This is a genomic window from Alkalimonas sp. NCh-2 (assembly GCF_039631345.1).
GTDB classification, from domain to species: Bacteria; Pseudomonadota; Gammaproteobacteria; order Enterobacterales; family Alteromonadaceae; genus Alkalimonas; species Alkalimonas mucilaginosa.
The window spans coordinates 911,839-929,406 of record NZ_JBDIUV010000001.1; the positions used below are offsets into that span (position 1 = coordinate 911,839).

A 17,568-nucleotide genomic window follows, 5' to 3' on the forward strand; every position below is an offset into this window, starting at 1 on the left:
AGTGTTACCTCAGTTTCAGGGTTGCTAGCCCTACCAGCACAAACATGACGGATAGAATCCAAAAGCGCACGATGACCCGGGGTTCAGGCCAACCCTTTAACTCATAATGGTGATGAATAGGCGCCATCCGGAAAATACGCTGGCCCCTTAATTTGTAGGAACCCACCTGCAGGATCACCGACAGGGTTTCCATCACAAAGACACCGCCCATAATAAACAGAATCAATTCTTGCCGAACCAGGATGGCAATCACCCCCAACACAGCACCCAGTGCCAGCGAGCCGACATCGCCCATAAAAACCTGCGCCGGGTAAGTGTTAAACCACAGAAACCCTAAACCTGCGCCAATCAAGGCCGAGCAGAGCACCACCAGCTCACTGGTATGGGCTAAATAGGGAATATTCAGGTACTCCGAAAACACCACGTTACCGCTGGCATAAGCGATCACGGCAAAAGCGGCGGCCACCATAATCACTGGCACTATGGCCAAGCCATCCAGGCCATCGGTCAGGTTGACCGCATTGCTGGTACCTACAATCACAAAGTAACTCAGCAACAAAAAAAGCAGCCCTAGCTGCGGCATCACATCTTTGAAAAATGGTACCAATAACGCCGTTTCGGCAGGCTGTTCGGCAGTCAGGTACAGGAACAGGGCCGTCATAATGGCAAACACCGATTGCCAGAAGTACTTCCAGCGGGCAATTAACCCTTGCGGATCTTTGCGGATCACTTTGCGGTAATCGTCAATAAAACCGATACCACCAAAGCTCACCAGAACAAAGAGCACCACCCACACGTATTTGTTGCTTAGGTTGGCCCACAGCAAAGTGCTAATCAGCACAGAACCAAGGATTAACAAGCCCCCCATGGTTGGAGTACCTTGTTTGGAAAAGTGGCTCTCTGGCCCATCATTCCGAACCATTTGACCAATTTGCATCGCTTGCAAGCGGGCGATTAATTTAGGGCCGAAGTACACACTCAGGAGCAGGGCCGTTAAAATGCCCAGAATCGAGCGAAACGTCAGATAACTAAAGACGTTAAAGAAAGTCATGTACTGAGTAAGGTACTCGGCGAGCCACACTAGCATTGGGGGGTCTCCTGCTGACAACGTTCTAGCAAGTCTTGCACCACCAGCTCCATATTGGCGCTTCGTGAACCTTTCACCAGGATGGTAGTGGCTTGCTGGGCTAAATAAGGAATCAGTCGCTCAACCAATGTCTGGCGCGCACTGAAATGATGCCCCTGACCATTGAAACAGTCACTGGCGCTCTGTGATAGCACGCCCAGCGTGAACAATAGATTAACCCCTTGCTCCTTTGCGTATTTTCCAACCTGTTCGTGGTACAAACGCGCATCAGTGCCCAACTCTGCCATATCCCCCAACACCAACACCCGTTGGCCGCTGTAGCTGACCAAAAGGTCAATAGCTGCTTTGACAGCCCCGACACTGGCGTTGTAACTGTCATCGATAATCCGCAGGTTATCCCGCACCTCAATCACCTGAGTACGGCCTTTGATGCTGGTGAGCTGGGCTAAGCCAAGCTGCACATCCTGTAAACTGGCTCCAAGCGCCATAGCCCCTGCTGCCGCTGCTAATGCATTGGCCACATGATGCACTCCTGGAACAGTCAACTGAATAAAGCTCCGACCAGCCGGACAAATCAGCTCAAAGCCAGCATTACCATGGCTATCCAACTGCACATGGGCAGCCTGGTAATCTGCCTCACCAGTCACACTAAAAGTAAGCACCCGCTGCTTCGCCAAACGACTTTGCCAATACATGGTGAATTCACTATCGGCTGGAATAACGGCTACCTGCCCAGGCTTTAACGCGCTGAAAATTTCGCCTTTGGCCCGGGCGACGCCTTGCAGATCTCCAAATCCTTCCAGATGTGCTTCAGCCACATTGGTGATAATAGCCACATCCGGTTGAACCAGTGCGCTGGTATAGGCGATCTCGCCCTGATGATTGGCACCCAGCTCGAACACGCCAAAATGATGCTCAGGACCAAGCCGCAGCAAGGTCAGTGGTACCCCAATGGCATTGTTAAAATTGCCGGCGGTGGCCAGCACCTTACCGCGTCGTGCCAGGATAGCGGCCAGCATTTCTTTCACCGTGGTTTTACCGGCGCTGCCTGTCACGGCCACAGAAGCCAACGGCACTTGCTGTTTCACCCAGGCCCCCAACTTACCCAGAGCAATGGTTGTATCCGGCACCACAACCTGCGGTATAGCCACCGGCAAAGGGCTATGCACCAGGGCAGCCACGGCCCCTTTTTCAGCAACCTCGGCAACAAATGCTTCGCCATCAAAGGAAGCTCCACGCAAGGCGACAAACAAATCACCTGCCGTTATTTGACGACTGTCTGTGCTGACAGAGGCAATTGCCACCTCAGCACCAACCAGGATGCCACCGGTGATGGTGGCCAAGGTTTGTGTATTCAGCGCGATCATAAGCCCATCTCCCGCTGCAACTGAGCAATAAAAGCACGTTCATCGTAGTCGCGGAACTCATCCCCGATTTGCTGGTAACTTTCATGGCCCTTGCCCGCCAGCAAAATGATATCGCCTGCTTGCGCTTCAGTAAGCGCCAATTTAATCGCTAACTCGCGATCAGGTTCGATTTGATAGCAAGCCCCTTCCGACATGCCAGCGGCTATCTGCTGACAAATTTGCACCATATCCTCATGGCGGGGGTTGTCTGATGTGATCACGACCCGGTCGGCGTATTGTTCAGCCACCCGTCCCATCAATGGACGCTTGCCTTGATCACGATCGCCGCCGCAGCCGAAAACACACCACAAATGCCCTTTGCAATGTGAGCGCAGGGCTTGCAGTGCCAACTGCAGTGCATCCGGGGTATGGGCGTAGTCAACGACCAAAGTGATAGGGTGAGGAAAATCGAACTGCTCCATCCGACCAGGGATGGCTTGCAAAAAATGACCGGCCTGAACCAGCTCAGCTAATGGCAGGCCCTGCAGCCACAAAGCAGCAATGGCCGTTACTGCATTGGCTACGTTGAAATCCCCCATCAGCGGCAATTGCAGTGTTAGCTCCTGCTCGCCATTTTGCAAGCGACAGCGAAATCCACCTGCCACCGCTTCAAGCTGATGGTAGCCAAGATACCGATCGTGCCCGATGCAATCCTCAAGCTGGCCTACGGCGCAATAGGGCACCTGCAACTGGGCAGCCAGGCTGGCACCAAAAGAGTCGGATACATTCACAACAGCTTGACGGCAATAATCGGATGTGAACAAACGGGCTTTGGCGGCACCATAGGCAGCCATGCTGCCATGATAATCCAGATGATCACGACTCAGGTTGGTAAATAGTGCAACATCGAACTGCAAGCCAGTGATCCGCTGTTGTACTATCGCATGGGATGAAACTTCCATCGCCACTAAGCTGCAATGGTCCTGCCGCAGACTGGCCAGGATTTTCTGCAACTCCACCTGATGTGGCGTGGTATTCGGCAACGGAGTCAAATTGCCTGGACGGCCATATCCCAGAGTACCAATCACGGCTGAGCGCTGATGCAGCTGCTGTGCCAGTTGCTGCACAAAGCAAGCAGTACTGGACTTGCCATTGGTCCCCGTGACAGCAATCAAATGCAAACTGGCTGCTGGCTTTTGATAAAATTGACTGGCCAATGCCTGCACTTGGGTGGGTAAATCCCTGATTAGTAATACCTTGGAATGTTCTGCAAACTCAGCAGGCAACTCGTCGGTCAGGATAAGTTCTGCACCTCGCGCAAGCGCTTGAGCAATAAAATGATTACCATGTTGTTGATGACCTGGCAGTGCAATAAATACATCGCCCGGACCAACCTTACGGCTATCAATTTGCAAATCGTTTAAGGCAACTTCTGGCAGATGTGCTGCCAGAGCACCCAGCCAACGGCCAGCAGTGTTAACCTGCATCCGGACCTCCCTGGCGTTTTGAAATCCGCACCCCTTCAGCATCTGGTGTGATGTTTTTCAGTCGCAGTACCGAGTTCATAATATTTGCGAAAACTGGTGCGGCAATTTCTCCGCCATGGTAATAGTCGCTGGCAGGCTCATTCAGCACCACGACAGTGGCAAAGCGTGGATTGGAAATGGGAGCGACACCAGCAAATGAAGCCACGTAATCATCGCCGTAGCCGCCAGCTACGGCTTTGCGTGTGGTGCCGGTTTTACCACCTACCCGATAGCCATCAACCCGCCCCCGGGTAGCCGTACCACCAGGCTCTACCACGGCCTCCATCATTTCCAGCATGGCCTGAGCATAGCTTTCTGATAGCACCCGCTCGCCAGGCAAACCTTGCTCGGATTTAAGAATGGTTAGTGGTCGTAAGATGCCGCCATTGCCAATGGTGGCATACATCCGGGCCAGTTGTACGGCAGTCACCGACAGGTTGTAGCCAAAAGACAGGCTGGCCAGCTCGTGTTCTGACCAGCGGCTACGGTGGCTCAACATGCCAGAACTCTCGCCGGTCAGGTTCAAACCGGTATCGACGCCAAGTCCCATCGAAAAGTATAAGTCCAGCAGATGCTGATGTGGCATCGACAAGGCCAAGCGGGTAACACCAATATTGCTGGATTTTTGCATGATGCCGGTTAAATCCAGCTTGCCATTGTTGCTGCCAACATCACGCACCCAACTGCCACCAACCCGCAACATGCCCGGCGCCGTATCAATCACCGTGTTCAAATCGGCACTGCCAAACTCCAGTGCAGCCAGGATCGGCAATGGCTTGATGGTAGAGCCTGGCTCAAACATATCGGTAATGGCGCGATTACGGAAATGGTGTACCGGGGTATTGCGGCGATTATTTGGGTTGTAGGATGGGCTGTTGGCCATTGCCAGCACTTCACCGCTGTGTACATCCACAATTACCACAGAGCCTGAAGTTGCACCATAAGTAAGCACGGCTTTTTTCAACTCGCGGTACGCCACACTTTGGAGACGCTGATCGATACTTAACTGCAGGTTACGCGGCGGCTGTGCATCTTCGCGTTCCAGGACCTCTATATCACGTCCTTTGGCATCCCGCCGTACCAGCGTGCGGCCCGCCGTACCGGTTAACAGTGTGTTGTACCGACGTTCAATCCCCTCCACACCCACATCATCAATATCGGTAAATCCGATCAGATGCGCAGTGACTTCACCCGCCGGATAAAAACGACGTGACTCCTGACGGAAATAGACACCAGGCACATTTAAACGCCGGATATAATCTACCGCAGCCGGGCTAACCTGGCGCTGCAGATAGACAAAGCGGCGACGGCTGTCGTTGCCTATGCGGCTATTAAGCTGTTCGGCCGTCATATTCAAACCTTCCGCCAAAGCTTCCCAACGGCGGATATCCTGCTGAGAGCCACGCTCCAGCACCACTTTAGGATCGGCCCAGATCGCCTGTACCGGCACACTGACAGCCAGCTCTTCGCCATGGCGATCTAAAATCATGCCACGCAATACGCTATTGGAAGTCACCCGTAAACTGCGCAAATCTCCCTGAGTGACCAGCATCTCAGGCTCCAGTACCTGCAAATAAGCCGCACGGGCCACCAGCACCACAAAGACAGTAGACAATGCCAACATTACAAACACAAAACGCCAGCCAACAATGCCTGGTGCCTGATTCCGCTTCGCGTGTGTTTTTTGTGCGGCTCTGCTCATGGTAAGGTCACCACCACTTCACGCTCGCCACTTGGACGAAGCATGTTCAAACGTGCACTGGCAATATCTTCAACCCGGCTGTGCTCCGACAAAGCACGTTGCTCCAACAACAAGTTACGCCACTCGACATCCAGTGCATCCCGTTGTTGATACAATTGATTTTGTGCATTCACCAGCAAGCGGTTGCTGTGTGACAGCTGCACCACGGCCAAGGCAGTGAACACACAGGCAGCAAGCAATAGCACCGGCCAGCGAAAGCGTCGCCAGTCGGTAAGAATCACCTGAGTTAAGCGGATCTGACTCATGCCGGCACCTCCGCGGTTTTCTCTGCGACCCGCAGCACAGCACTGCGTGCTCTGGGGTTCGCTGCCTGCTCTGCCGCGGTCGGCATAATCGCTTTACTGGCCAGCTTTAGCGGCAAATGCTGCTTAAGCTGCGCATCGGTAAGTGGCAAGCCTCGCGGCACAGGTGCAGCTTTGCTGTGTTGACGCATAAACTGCTTCACCAAGCGATCTTCCAGCGAGTGAAAGCTAATCACTGCCAGACGGCCACCTGGCTTTAACACCTTCAATGCCGCATCCAGCGCTTGCTTGACTTGCTCCAGCTCACTGTTGATGTAAATACGGATGCCCTGAAAGCTTCGGGTGGCCGGATGTTTTTTTTCTTTTGGACTTTTCGGCACCACAGCGGCTATCAATTCAGCCAGTTGCCGGGTACGGGTCAGTGGCGCTTCGGTGCGGGCTGCAACAATGGCATTGGCAATTTTCCAGGCAAATTTTTCTTCACCATAGGCCTTAAGCACAAAACTAATGGCTTCCACATCAGCACTGGCCAACCATTCTGCGGCCGACAGACCGGCATCGGGGTCCATCCGCATATCCAATGGCCCATCGCGCATAAAGCTAAAGCCTCGTTCAGCGTCATCCAATTGTGGGGAGGAGACGCCAAGATCCAACAGGATACCGTCCAATTGGCCATAAATATTTTGTTGCTGGCAGATCAGTTCCAGCGCCGCAAAAGGGCTGCGGCTAATGTGAAAGCGGGGATCGGCTTGCAGTGGGGCTGCAGCGTCAATAGCGGCGGGATCGCGATCAATCGCATATAAACGGCCCTCGGCAGAGAGCCTGGCAAGAATTTGGCGACTGTGTCCACCACGGCCAAAAGTCCCGTCCAGGTAGATCCCGTCCGGTTGAATGGCGAGTCCGTCAATTGCTTCCTGCAATAATACGGAGGTATGAGGGCTGGCAGTCATTTACAGTGCAAAGTCCTGTAATCGTTCAGAAAGTTCAGTTTCAGCCGGCATGTCCCGCTCCAGCGCCATGTCCTGTTCCACACGGTCTAACCAGGCGGCTTCATCCCAGATCTCGAATTTATTCAATTGGCCAACCAGGCGAATGTTTTTCTCCAGGCTGGCATGACTGCGCAGCGGCGCAGGCAACAAAATACGGCCATTCTTATCCATGTCGCACTCGGAGGCATGGCCTAACAGCAAACGCTTTAAGCGCAATTCCTGCGCATTAAAGCTGGATAAACGCTTAAGTTTCTCTTCAATGTCTTCCCACTCAGCTAAGGGGTACAACATCAGGCAGGGATCTTTGTGATCGATGGTGCAAATCAGTTGGCCGGAACACTCGGACAGCAGAAAGTCGCGGTAGCGCGCTGGTAGCGCGATCCGGCCTTTGGTGTCCATTGTCAGTGTAAACGAGCCACGAAGCATAGTTGTGCCCTGAGATCAGCGACTGATCCATCGCGATCCACAATTATCCACAAATCCCCACAATGCTACAGTTTAGGGCCGTGATCCGACCATTGTCAAGGTAAAAGCGGTGCATATTTAACAGGAAAGATCCAGCAAAAATGCAGGCTGCAGCAAAATGCCTGATTCTGTGGAGGAAAGTGGGAGTGAAAGTAAGAGCAACGCGGCAGAGCGGCTTTGAACCAATCAAAGCGGTCACAAAAGAAAAGCAAACAAAAAAAAGAAGTGAGTTGGCCAATAAGCCGGGTTCTGTACCTTGTTTCCAAGGTGGCAACCATTCCTCTAGGATGCATGTCGCCATGCACCTCAAGCAACCTACCCGCCCCCAGTACGGGCCGTACCATCGGGGGCCTATTTGGTCTTGCTCCGAGTGGAGTTTACCGTGCCACGAACTGTTGCCAGTCGCGCGGTGCGCTCTTACCGCACCCTTTCACCCTTACCTGATCCCGCAAGCGGGCCATCGGCGGTCTGCTCTCTGTTGCACTAGTCGTCGGCTCACGCCGCCCAGGCGTTACCTGGCACTCTGCCCTGTGGAGCCCGGACTTTCCTCCCCTTGCACATGCAAGCAGCGATTGCCCTGGCCAACTCGGCGCGCAGTATACGTTAAATGCAGCGAAAGCGCAGGTATTATTTTGGGCGGGGTTTCGCAAATAAGATGCAACGGCTTGATAGAGGCAAAGAGCAAGAGATGGCAAACTCAGGGTTGCATCTAATTAATCCAGCAACCTTGCGGGGGCATCCATGTCTAGGTGCAGCACACGGATAACGAGGATCTCAGCTTTCAGTACTTGATAAAAAACAGCGTGCTGTTCGACCTGCAATCTGCGATAACCTGGAAGGACATGAGCATAGTCCGTGCCAAGCAACGGATGATGAGTCAGCTGCTTCATTCCTGTTTCCATCCGATCCAGGTAGTTATCAGCCTGATCAGCACCCCATTTTTCGCAGCTATACACCCAGATGCCGATGAGGTCGGATTCTGCTTTCGGTGAAATGCGCAAGGTGATCACGAATTTTCCGTTTGCATGCGCTGACGGCCAGCGGCTTTGATGGCAGCAAGATCAAGTGGCTTGGGTGTCCCGCTCGACTCCCCTTCAGCAAGGGCCTGCCTCAGCATCGAAAGACGCTGTTGCGCCTGCTGATCCCTTCGGATAAGATCGCGGATGTACTCACTATCATTGCCAAAGTGCCCGCTTTCAATTTGGCTTTTCACCCAGTTGTCTTGCTGCTCAGTCAGCGTAATGGTTTTACGGTGCATGCTCATGGCTGCAGCTCCTGACACACGAATAGTATGATATTATCATACTCCTTCGGCGCACCAAATCAAGGCCGACGCTGCTTCACCTCAGGGTCGCTTTTTCAAAACCAAGTAAACTGAACTTACGTTGTTAACTCACGTTGCAACAGAGCAAGCAAATTACCGGTTTTACCCGACCAAACACCTTGAGCTAGCTCGGGGCTCAAAATTTGAACTAACAGCCAGCCTTCTTGGCCTTCTTTGTTCAAGATAGACTCAAAATCTGGCAGCTCTTGCTTCTTTAGCCCAGACAGGAAGCCCTCTTTGGTCTGAATTTCGATGGTTTTATACTCATACTTTTTCATCTTTGATGTTTCCTGAGGTTCCAGATCAGAAATAGGTATGTCAAGTGCAGCGGCTAACGCCTTTTTGGTTTGCAACGATGCTGAGGCCTCTTTCTCAATGCGTTGTATGGTCCTCAAGTTTACGCCAGCCGCTAAAGCCAACTCCTCTTGTGACCATGACCGCTTGGTCCGTAGCTCAAAAATCAATTCTGCATTTATTTTCATACGTACCCATAATCTCTTAGTTGGTGAGGCAACTTCATGCTCTACCAAAAGTCAGGAAACTTTTACGACTAAACGCCGATAATAGGGCGACAACTATACGACACCTTTACGACAGTGGCTTTTTTTTGTTCTAACCCCCTACTTTTGCTGCAAACTCAGGCCATGCTGGTACAACGCATTTTTCTTCAGGCCGTGGATCTCTGCTGTCAGGGCGGCGGCTTTTTTCAGTGGCAGCTCTGCCATTAACAGCTTAAGAGTGTGCAGCGCGGCTTCGCTGATTTCGCTTTCGGTTTTCGCCGTTGGCGCTATCATCAACACCATTTCGCCCTGGCAGCGCTTGGCATCCTCCTGCAACCACTGCAAAATGTCTTCGGCGGTGCCACGGGCAAAGTGCTCGAAGGTTTTGGTCAGCTCCTTGGCCAGCACCAGTTCGCGCTCGTGGCCGAACACTTGCTGCACATCCTGCAGGGTGTCCTGAATGCGCCGCGCTGTTTCATAACAGACCAAAGTGCCTACCCCGGCAGGAATAGCCTGCAGCTGATTCAGCCGCTGCTGTTGTTTGGCGGCCAAAAAGCCAATAAACAGGAATTGGTCGGTCGGCAAGCCGGCAGCCGATAGCGCAGCAATCAGCGCACAGGCACCTGGTACCGGCACGACCTGCACTCCGGCCTGTTGGCAGTGACGCACCAGGCTGTAGCCAGGATCGCTGATCAAAGGGGTACCAGCATCGGAAATCAGCGCAATGCTTTGCCCTTGCTGCAACTTTTCCAGTAAAGAGGCTGCCCGCTGTTTTTCGTTGTGATCGTGTAGCGCCAGCAGCTTGCTTTGAATGCCATAATGCTGCAACAAGCGGGAGGAGTGCCGGGTATCCTCGGCCGCTATCCAATCGACCCTTGCCAGAATATCCAGCGCCCGCTGGCTGATATCGGCCAAATTGCCGATTGGGGTTGCTACAATGTACAGTTGTCCGGTTTCAGTAGTCATCTGATCGCTTTTGTTTGAGCTTATGAGTAGGACTCAGTAAGATAGTGCCAACATTTGACTATGGTACTGTGCATTGTGATTAGCAGCAAACAAAAGCCATACCTCGCGCTTGGCCTGATGGTAGCCATTGTTACCGGCTGTGCTCAGCAACCTGCTCCAAAGAGCCCTGCCCCCATTGTGGATAGCAGCAGCACTGTTGAGTTACCACCGGATGACAGCGAGCATTCGTCCCAATACTGGCTGCAACAAGCGGCCAGGGAGTCCGTAAGCCGTCAGCCGGCGTTGTTGTTAAAAGCAGCATCGGCTGCTCTTAAAGAGGCCGATCCTACCCTAACCTTGTCGATAACCAGGGAGCTTGCGGTTCAGCCCGAGCCATGGTTGCAAGGCCAGTTGCCTGCCCTGGAGTTGCAGGCCTGGCTGCAACTGGAACAGTATCAAACCGCTTTAAGTATCGTTGAGCAAACCAACCTTGGGCAACTTGATGAGGATGCCCGCATTGCCTTTAGTCTGGCCGCGGCCCGTTTGTTTAAACAGCTGAACCAGCCTGGTAAAGCCGCCTTTTGGTTGTTGCAATGGGATGAGTTAACGGCGTTGCAACAGCACTCCGGAGACGAATGGCAACGGCTGTGGCGCTTGCTTAGCCAATTGGACCCAGTGCAGTTGAATCAATTGCGGGTTGATGCAGGGCCTCGCACACTGGCCTGGCTGCAACTGACCCGTTCGGTGCAGCAGCAACTGGAACAATCCGGCGATCTGACCCGAACATTGCACCAGTGGCAAAGAAATTATGCCTATATGCCGGATGTGTCCGAATTACCCACGGCCATAGGGCAATTAACCGAACTGGTTCCCTACCAGCCTAAGCGGATTGCGGTATTGTTACCCATTCACGGTCAGCTCAGACAGCATGCGCAATCCATTCAGAATGGCATTCTGGCTGCCGCATCCAATCAACCCGAACTGGAGCTTTTTTTCCTGGATAGCATGCAAGGCACTGAGCTGCTTTCTCAGGAGCTGCAAGCACTGAATATCGATTTTGTTATTGGCCCCTTGCAACGCAGCCAGGTCGATAGTATTCAACAAGATGCCAATTGGTTATGGCCGACATTGTTCTTAAACCAGAGTAGTCAACAGCAGTCACTGAACGACGAACACTATTTTTTTAGTCTGAGTCTGGAAGACGAAGGCAGTCAGTTGGCGGAGTTCTTTCAGCGCAGGAACTTCAACCGGCCAGTTGTGATTTATGCGCAAAACCCCGGCAGCGAGCGCCTGGCGCGTCACTTTAGCCGGCAATGGCAGCAATATGGTCATTCCAGCCCCGAGCTTTATAGCTTTCAATCCCGTGATGAGCTGGAGCCGGTGATCGCCCGCTTACTGGATCTGGAGCAAAGCCGCCAACGGGTACGTCAGATTAGTCAATTGATTCCGGGCACCGTGGAGTCAGAGCCACATAGCCGACTGGATATTGATGCCATCTATCTGATTGCGGATCCAACTCAAACCAGGCTGATCAAGCCGTTTCTGGATGTATCCGTCAGCCCAACGGCTCCGAGCTTGCCAATCTACGCCAGCTCACGTAGCCACAGCATTCAGGCCGATCGCAGCGATCATCGGGACTTGGCCGGCCTTACTTTGACGGACATGCCCTGGATGCTATCGGACCAACAGAGCCAGGCACTACGGGCAGAGTTTGATCAGTTGTTTCCGGAGCAGGACGAAAACCTGCAACGTTTGTTTGCGATGGGGTATGACGCACTGCTCTTAATCCCACAGCTCCAGCAACAACGGGCCTTTCCGGCGCTGCGCTATCGTGGTCTGACAGGGACACTTGGCCTGACCGAGACACAAACGATACGGCGGGAGCTCAATTGGGCACGTTACAGCCAACGAGAGCTGCAGCTGATACAGGAGCCCTAAGCCATGGCCAATACGCTTGGTGTGCTGTATGAACAATTGGCAGAACACTATTTGCAACAACGAGGCCTGAGCTCAGTAACCCGCAACTACAACACCAAACTGGGTGAGCTTGATCTGGTGATGCGACAGGGGGAGCAACTGGTGTTTGTTGAAGTCAAATACCGCGCATCCAATAGCTATGGCGGGGCCAGTGCAGCTATTAGTTACCGGCAACAGCAAAAACTGCTGCGCACCGCACAACTTTATTTGCAACGCAGCAAACACACAGGGCCATGCCGCTTTGATGTGCTAACCATCAGTGGTACCGAGCCCTACCAGTTTAACTGGATCCAAAATGCGATTCAGGCAAACTAACAGGGCGGGTGCCCTCATAGAAACAGCCAGAACAGGATCTTAGATGCAAGACAAAATTCGCCAGCTCTTTAGCGAAAACATTCAAACTATGATCGCCACCAGTGAAGCACTGGCAGGCCCCATAGAGCAAGCAGCCTTTCGGATTGTCAGTAGTTTGATTGAGGGCGGTAAAGTGATGTGCTGTGGCGATGGCGCCAGTGCCAGTCTGGCACAACACTTTGCCCAGTTGCTGCTGGATCAATACGAAACTGAGCGCCCTTGCCTGCCGGCTATGGCACTGCATCAGGATTTGGCAGCCATGCATGCCGGCTCTGGCCAAAATTGCGATTACTACGCCCGCCAGGTCAAGGCATTGGGCCAAAAAGGCGATATTCTGCTGGTTATTTCTTTGCGAGGCACCGAACAAAGCCTGATCAAAGCGGTCGAAGCAGCACTCACCTGCGATATGAGCGTGGTCGCTCTGACCGTCGAAGGGGCAGATGAGTTATCAGGTTTACTGAATGCCCAGGATACCGAGCTACGGGTTCCCGCCCACCGTCATGCCAGGGTGTTCGAGTGTTATGCCTTTTTGCTGCATTGTCTGTGCGAACTGATTGAATTAAACCTTTTCCCACAACAGGGGGAGCTATGAATAAGAACCAGCTTTGGATGCTGTTACTCACGGTAGGTATTTTGCAAGGTTGCGCTGCGGCTGTGGTAGCAGGCGGTGGTGCTGCCGTAGTGGCGGCGCAAGACAGACGTACCCTTGGTTACCAGATTGACGACAAAGGCATCAGCATGCGTGCCCGTCAACTGTTTACGGAAGAAGAGCTAAACAAACAAGGCCGAATCAATGTGGTTAGCTACAATGGCGTGGTCCTGCTGACCGGCCAGGTAGAAAGTGAGCAGGTCCGGCAACGTGCCGGTCAAATTACCCGGGATTTAGCAAGTGTGCGGGATGTGCACAATCAAATCCGGGTCGGCAACACCATTTCATTATCCACCCGCAGCCGGGACAGCTGGATCAGCACCAGGGTAAAGTCGATGTTCTTATCCGACAGTGCCATCAGCGGCCTGAATATTAAAGTCGTCACCGAAGACGGCGAAGTCTTTCTGATGGGGCTGGTGACACCGGCAGAAGCCGACAAAGCGGTCGAAATAGCCCGTCATGTCGATGGCGTGAACCGGGTAATAAGGGCTTTCGAAGTGCAATAACCCCAGGGTTTGCTGAAACGGTATCTTAACTGCCGTTTCAGCGCCACTTCTTAGCAATCTCTAAGCGCATGCAATACCTTAGAATGAAACTCCCGCTGCTTCATAATCACCACCACCAGCACCGTGGCCATCATAAAAAACACCGGATCGATAAACCAGGCCAAAGCGGCCAGTGATAAATACATGGCACGCAGACCATAGTTAAAAGAATGGCCTGCCTGGTCAATCACTTTGGCGGTACGCAGCGCATAAGCCTGACGATCGGCTTCTTCCATGCTGCGGCCATCCGGCGCAGCCCCAATCAAAACGCCGCCAAAACCGTACTGGCGCAGCGACCAGGTAAACTGGAAAAAAGCGAACACATAGATCAGGGCGATGCACAACAGCTTCAATTGCAAAGAGACTTCGGCCTGCGAACTCCAGGGCAGAATATTGCGCAGTACCAGGCTGATTTTATCGGCCGAGGCCAAAGCAGTTAACAAACCCGCCAGTACCAGCAAGGTGCTGGAGGCAAAAAAGCTGACATTGCGCTCCAGGGTGGAAATCAGCCCGACATCGGCCATTTTGTTGTCGCGGCTCAGCATCTGCTTCATCCAGTCGTTGCGTTTGCGACGCAATTCAAAGGACAAGCAACTGACGGTTTTGGCCCGGCGTTTGGCGTACAGTGTGTAGCCAACCCAAATGGTTAAAAACCAAAAAATCGCGATAAGATCCAACCAGCCTGCCATACCAGCTCCTTCGTTTACTGCCTGTGGCTGTTATACCACAGGCAGCGTTCTGGCCGGAAGATCAGAAACGAAGTTGCATGCCAACCGTCAGATTGCGACCAGCCAAAGGCGCATCCTCTTTGATAAAAGAGCTGTGGACAAAAGCCAGCTGATTGGTCAGGTTTTGCGCTTTGGCAAAGGCCATCAGCTCCCACTGCTGCCAGCTGAAATGGTAGTTCAGCGCGGCTTCGACCAGGGTGTAGCTGTCGGTCGGCGTTTCATTGGCAGCAACCTTGCTTTGTCGGCCATGATGCATTACCCCGAGCTGAGCACTCCAGGCATCAGCAGTGTATTGGTACTCCGCCCCCAGTCGGAACGGCGGGATCCGCGGCAGATCGCCGCCATCTTTGAGCCGGGCCCGTACCAGATCGCCCATCAGGCTTAGTTGATGGTCCGGTGCCAGTTGCCAGCGGATACTGGCTTCGGCGCCATGCAAACGGGCATCGTCCTGCCGGTATTGGTAGGCATCAAAGCCGGCAATCTCAAAGCCCAGATTGCTTAAATAGGCGAAATCATCAATCTGGTTGTAAAACAGGTTGAACTGATACTGCACGCTATCCAGTTGACCACGCACCCCGAAATCGACGTTGTTGGCTTTTTCTGCTTTGGATAAACTGGCATCGCTGAGGATTTCAGTTTGGCCATCGCTGTGCGTCACCCGATAGGCGGTGCCAATTTCATACGAGCGGGTGCCGACATGGATACCATTGGCATAGAGTTCGTTGGCCGCCGGTGCCCGCTGGGCCTGACTAAAAGCAGCGGTCAGCTGATGGCCATCGGCCAGTTGATAGACCGCACCAACCGACCAGCTAAAGAGGTTGAAAGGATCGCGAATATCGCGCACGCCCAGCACATCCTCGACCTCGCTGGCGTTTTGCGTTAAACGTTCAAAACGGCTGCCAAACTCAAATTTGAGATCACCAAAGCTTTTTTCCTGCAACACAAAAAGTGCATGGCTGTCGGTATCGGTATTGGGCGTAAAGGCTTCTTCGCCCAGCGCTTCGTAATCCCGTACAGTACCGTGATAACCGACAATACCGCGCCAGCCTGAGTCCAGCAAATAGGTGCCGGTCAGTCGCAGCTCCCACTGCTTGCTGGTAAACTCGGTTTCGGCTTCGCCATCGTCGTATTCGGCATGGTCGTAATCGGTAAAGGCCAAATCGGCGGTCAGCAGCTCCCAGTTGGCATGCTGTGGCCGGTACTCGGCCGCCAGTGCCAGCCGCTGCTGGTTCAGTTTAATCAATTCGCCATCATCGTCATCCAGCGGGTCTTGTGGCCCTTCCGGCAAGCCGTATTCGCTGCTGATGTAACCATAGCTGATACCGACAAATCCCCAGTCGGCGACATGGCTGGAGCCCAGATTGAGCACCTGATGCTCCGACCAGGAATTGTCCAGCCGCTTGCTGCGAAAGCCTTCATCGCTCTGATATTCCGGCACCCGGTAGTCATTGCCCTTGCGGTAATAACCGTCGGCATGAAACGCCAGGCTCTCGGCTGCGCTGTCATGGGCAAAGGCCAGCGAACGCTCGGCAGCAGCGCTGTTCAAACGCCCTTGCAACACCGTTTCCGGCTGTGCCAGGGCGCTACGGGGAATACGGTTATCCACCACATTAATGACACCACCAATGGCGCCACTGCCATAGAGCAAGGTCGCCGGGCCACGCAGCACTTCAATTTGCTGGGCCGTGATGGCATCGGCGGTAATGGTGTGATCCGGCCCTTCGCGCGAGACATCGCCGGTGCTCATGCCATTGTGGATCACCTGCACCCGCGGGCCATCCAGGCCACGGATCACCGGGCTGGATGCCACAGGGCCAAAGTAGTTGCCGTGCACCCCAGGTTCGAACTTTAAGGTTTCACCGATGCTGGCTTCGGTACGGCGTAGCAACTCATCGCCGCTTAGCACCGAGACCGGTCCTGCCATTTCTACCACATCACGGCGTAAGCCAGAGGCGCGCACTTCAATGCGCTCCAGCCGGGCGTCATCCCGGTCATCATCCAAAGACACTTCACCTGCACTCAGCACAGCAGGCAACGCCAACGCAACAGCGCAGGCCAACGGGGACAGTTTTAGCATCTGCAACTCCACTACAAACTTTTAAAAATCGGGGCATGCTAAAGCATGCAACGCTCTATCGCAACAAAACTGCGGCCAGCAGGCATGCTCCAACGACAAAATGTGATACTATCACACTTTGTCGTTGGAGCAGGAACCAATCATGATGCAAACAGAGTTGCCGGACATCACCCGGCAAGCCTTGCAGCAAGCCAGCAGTAAGCTGGATGAAGTAGGTATGCAGCAGCTGGATTTGCTGCTGCAGGTATCCGATGGCGGGGATGCCATGGTGCAACAGGTAAAAGCCAGCATTGGCATTAATTTGCCAAGAACCGATGCGCGCGGCATCCATATGTCGCGCCTGTACCGTTTACTGAATGACTTTGCCGATAAGCAGCTGTGCACCCCAGCGAACCTGAAACAACTGCTGCAGCAATTGCTGCACAGTCATCAGGATTGCCACAGCGATCAGGTGCTAATGGAGCTCTCTTTTGATCGCCTCTGCAAGCGCCCGGCGCTGGTGACGCCAGATCTTGCCGGTTGGCGCCGTTATCCGATCAAGTTGAAAGCCAGCCTGAGCCCTAAAGGCTTTCAGCTAAAGCTAACCGTGGCCGTGCAGTATTCATCGACCTGCCCCTGCTCGGCTGCCTTAAGCCGGCAATTGCTGCAACAAAAGTTTCTGGCCGATTTTAGCGATGAAGTCCTGCCCAAAGCCAACGTAGCCGACTGGCTGCTGCAGCACGGCAGCTATGCCACGCCCCACAGCCAGCGCAGTGTCGCCAGCATTGAGCTATCGCTGACAGCGGCTGCCAGCGGCTTTCCGATCAGTGCTGTTATTGAACAGGCCGAAACGGCTTTAGCCACCCCGGTGCAAACGGCAGTCAAACGTGCCGATGAGCAGGAATTTGCCCGGTTAAATGGTGCCAATCTGATGTTTGTTGAAGATGCCGCGCGCCGCCTTGCTGCCAGCTTAGCTCCACAGTACCCCGATGTTTGCATTGAGGTACAGCATTTGGAAAGCCTGCATCCGCACGATGCTTATGCCCGAATTCATGCTTCCAGGGAGCCATAAT

At 53.5% G+C, this 17,568-nt stretch carries 18 protein-coding genes and 1 other RNA gene; 5 read left to right on the forward strand and 14 right to left on the reverse strand.

Annotated features, from left to right (window positions below):
- Positions 1–4 precede the first annotated feature (4 nt).
- The 12 genes from mraY to rsmI all read right to left on the reverse strand — a co-directional run bounded on the left by mraY (position 5) and on the right by rsmI (position 10,207).
- Positions 5–1,087: a phospho-N-acetylmuramoyl-pentapeptide-transferase gene (mraY, locus tag ABC502_RS04440; protein WP_330086501.1), complete on the reverse strand. Its 1,083-nt coding sequence runs from the start codon at positions 1,085–1,087 to the stop codon at positions 5–7.
- A complete protein-coding gene (gene murF, locus ABC502_RS04445) occupies positions 1,081–2,454 on the reverse strand; it encodes a UDP-N-acetylmuramoyl-tripeptide--D-alanyl-D-alanine ligase (protein ID WP_330086500.1) in 1,374 nt (457 codons plus the stop codon). The genes mraY and murF overlap by 7 nt, the downstream gene beginning before the upstream one ends.
- Entirely contained in the window at positions 2,451–3,920 is a 1,470-nt protein-coding gene (locus ABC502_RS04450; RefSeq protein WP_345914995.1) for a UDP-N-acetylmuramoyl-L-alanyl-D-glutamate--2,6-diaminopimelate ligase, read from the reverse strand. Before ABC502_RS04450 ends, murF begins: the two co-directional genes overlap by 4 nt.
- Positions 3,910–5,661 (reverse strand): penicillin-binding transpeptidase domain-containing protein, encoded by a 1,752-nt coding sequence (locus ABC502_RS04455; protein ID WP_345914996.1) that lies wholly within the window; start codon positions 5,659–5,661, stop codon positions 3,910–3,912. The genes ABC502_RS04450 and ABC502_RS04455 overlap by 11 nt, the downstream gene beginning before the upstream one ends.
- Positions 5,658–5,966: a cell division protein FtsL gene (ftsL, locus tag ABC502_RS04460; RefSeq protein ID WP_330086497.1), complete on the reverse strand. Its 309-nt coding sequence runs from the start codon at positions 5,964–5,966 to the stop codon at positions 5,658–5,660. Before ftsL ends, ABC502_RS04455 begins: the two co-directional genes overlap by 4 nt.
- A complete protein-coding gene (gene rsmH / locus ABC502_RS04465; protein WP_330086496.1) occupies positions 5,963–6,913 on the reverse strand; it encodes a 16S rRNA (cytosine(1402)-N(4))-methyltransferase RsmH in 951 nt (316 codons plus the stop codon). Before rsmH ends, ftsL begins: the two co-directional genes overlap by 4 nt.
- Entirely contained in the window at positions 6,914–7,378 is a 465-nt protein-coding gene (gene mraZ, locus ABC502_RS04470; protein WP_091343630.1) for a division/cell wall cluster transcriptional repressor MraZ, read from the reverse strand. It abuts the gene before it with no gap.
- A gap of 261 nt (positions 7,379–7,639) precedes the next feature.
- Positions 7,640–8,006: RNase P RNA component class A (gene rnpB / locus ABC502_RS04475), an RNA gene on the reverse strand.
- Between the two features lie 124 nt (positions 8,007–8,130).
- Positions 8,131–8,427, reverse strand: a complete 297-nt coding sequence (locus tag ABC502_RS04480) for a type II toxin-antitoxin system RelE/ParE family toxin (RefSeq protein ID WP_345914997.1) — start codon at positions 8,425–8,427, stop codon at positions 8,131–8,133.
- The gene (locus tag ABC502_RS04485) at positions 8,424–8,681 is read right to left on the reverse strand and encodes a type II toxin-antitoxin system ParD family antitoxin (RefSeq protein ID WP_345914998.1); all 258 of its coding nucleotides are present in this window, start codon (positions 8,679–8,681) and stop codon (positions 8,424–8,426) included. Before ABC502_RS04485 ends, ABC502_RS04480 begins: the two co-directional genes overlap by 4 nt.
- A 116-nt stretch (positions 8,682–8,797) precedes the next feature.
- Positions 8,798–9,223, reverse strand: a complete 426-nt coding sequence (locus tag ABC502_RS04490; protein ID WP_345914999.1) for a DUF4177 domain-containing protein — start codon at positions 9,221–9,223, stop codon at positions 8,798–8,800.
- Positions 9,224–9,361: 138 nt separating this feature from the next.
- Positions 9,362–10,207, reverse strand: coding sequence for a 16S rRNA (cytidine(1402)-2'-O)-methyltransferase (gene rsmI, locus ABC502_RS04495; RefSeq protein WP_330086486.1), 846 nt, complete (start codon positions 10,205–10,207; stop codon positions 9,362–9,364).
- Positions 10,208–10,267: 60 nt separating this feature from the next.
- On the opposite strand from rsmI, the gene ABC502_RS04500 reads away from it, so the two are divergent.
- The 4 genes from ABC502_RS04500 to dolP are packed head-to-tail and all read left to right on the forward strand — an operon-like array spanning position 10,268 to position 13,672.
- Positions 10,268–12,124 (forward strand): penicillin-binding protein activator, encoded by a 1,857-nt coding sequence (locus tag ABC502_RS04500; protein WP_345915000.1) that lies wholly within the window; start codon positions 10,268–10,270, stop codon positions 12,122–12,124.
- Between the two features lie 3 nt (positions 12,125–12,127).
- On the forward strand, positions 12,128–12,478 hold the full coding sequence (locus tag ABC502_RS04505; RefSeq protein ID WP_330086484.1) for a YraN family protein: 351 nt from the start codon (positions 12,128–12,130) through the stop codon (positions 12,476–12,478).
- Between the two features lie 43 nt (positions 12,479–12,521).
- The gene (locus tag ABC502_RS04510; protein WP_330086483.1) at positions 12,522–13,109 is read left to right on the forward strand and encodes an SIS domain-containing protein; all 588 of its coding nucleotides are present in this window, start codon (positions 12,522–12,524) and stop codon (positions 13,107–13,109) included.
- Positions 13,106–13,672, forward strand: a complete 567-nt coding sequence (gene dolP / locus ABC502_RS04515) for a division/outer membrane stress-associated lipid-binding lipoprotein (protein WP_345915001.1) — start codon at positions 13,106–13,108, stop codon at positions 13,670–13,672. Before ABC502_RS04510 ends, dolP begins: the two co-directional genes overlap by 4 nt.
- 50 nt (positions 13,673–13,722) lie before the next feature.
- Here the strand turns inward: dolP and ABC502_RS04520 are convergent, their stop codons facing one another.
- The gene (locus tag ABC502_RS04520) at positions 13,723–14,400 is read right to left on the reverse strand and encodes a DUF599 domain-containing protein (protein ID WP_345915002.1); all 678 of its coding nucleotides are present in this window, start codon (positions 14,398–14,400) and stop codon (positions 13,723–13,725) included.
- 61 nt (positions 14,401–14,461) lie between these two features.
- The gene (locus tag ABC502_RS04525; RefSeq protein WP_345915003.1) at positions 14,462–16,516 is read right to left on the reverse strand and encodes a TonB-dependent receptor; all 2,055 of its coding nucleotides are present in this window, start codon (positions 16,514–16,516) and stop codon (positions 14,462–14,464) included.
- 142 nt (positions 16,517–16,658) lie between these two features.
- Here ABC502_RS04525 and folE2 point away from each other — a divergent pair, with 142 nt between their 5' ends.
- Positions 16,659–17,567: a GTP cyclohydrolase FolE2 gene (gene folE2, locus ABC502_RS04530; protein ID WP_345915004.1), complete on the forward strand. Its 909-nt coding sequence runs from the start codon at positions 16,659–16,661 to the stop codon at positions 17,565–17,567.
- The last annotated feature ends 1 nt before the right edge of the window (position 17,568 follow it).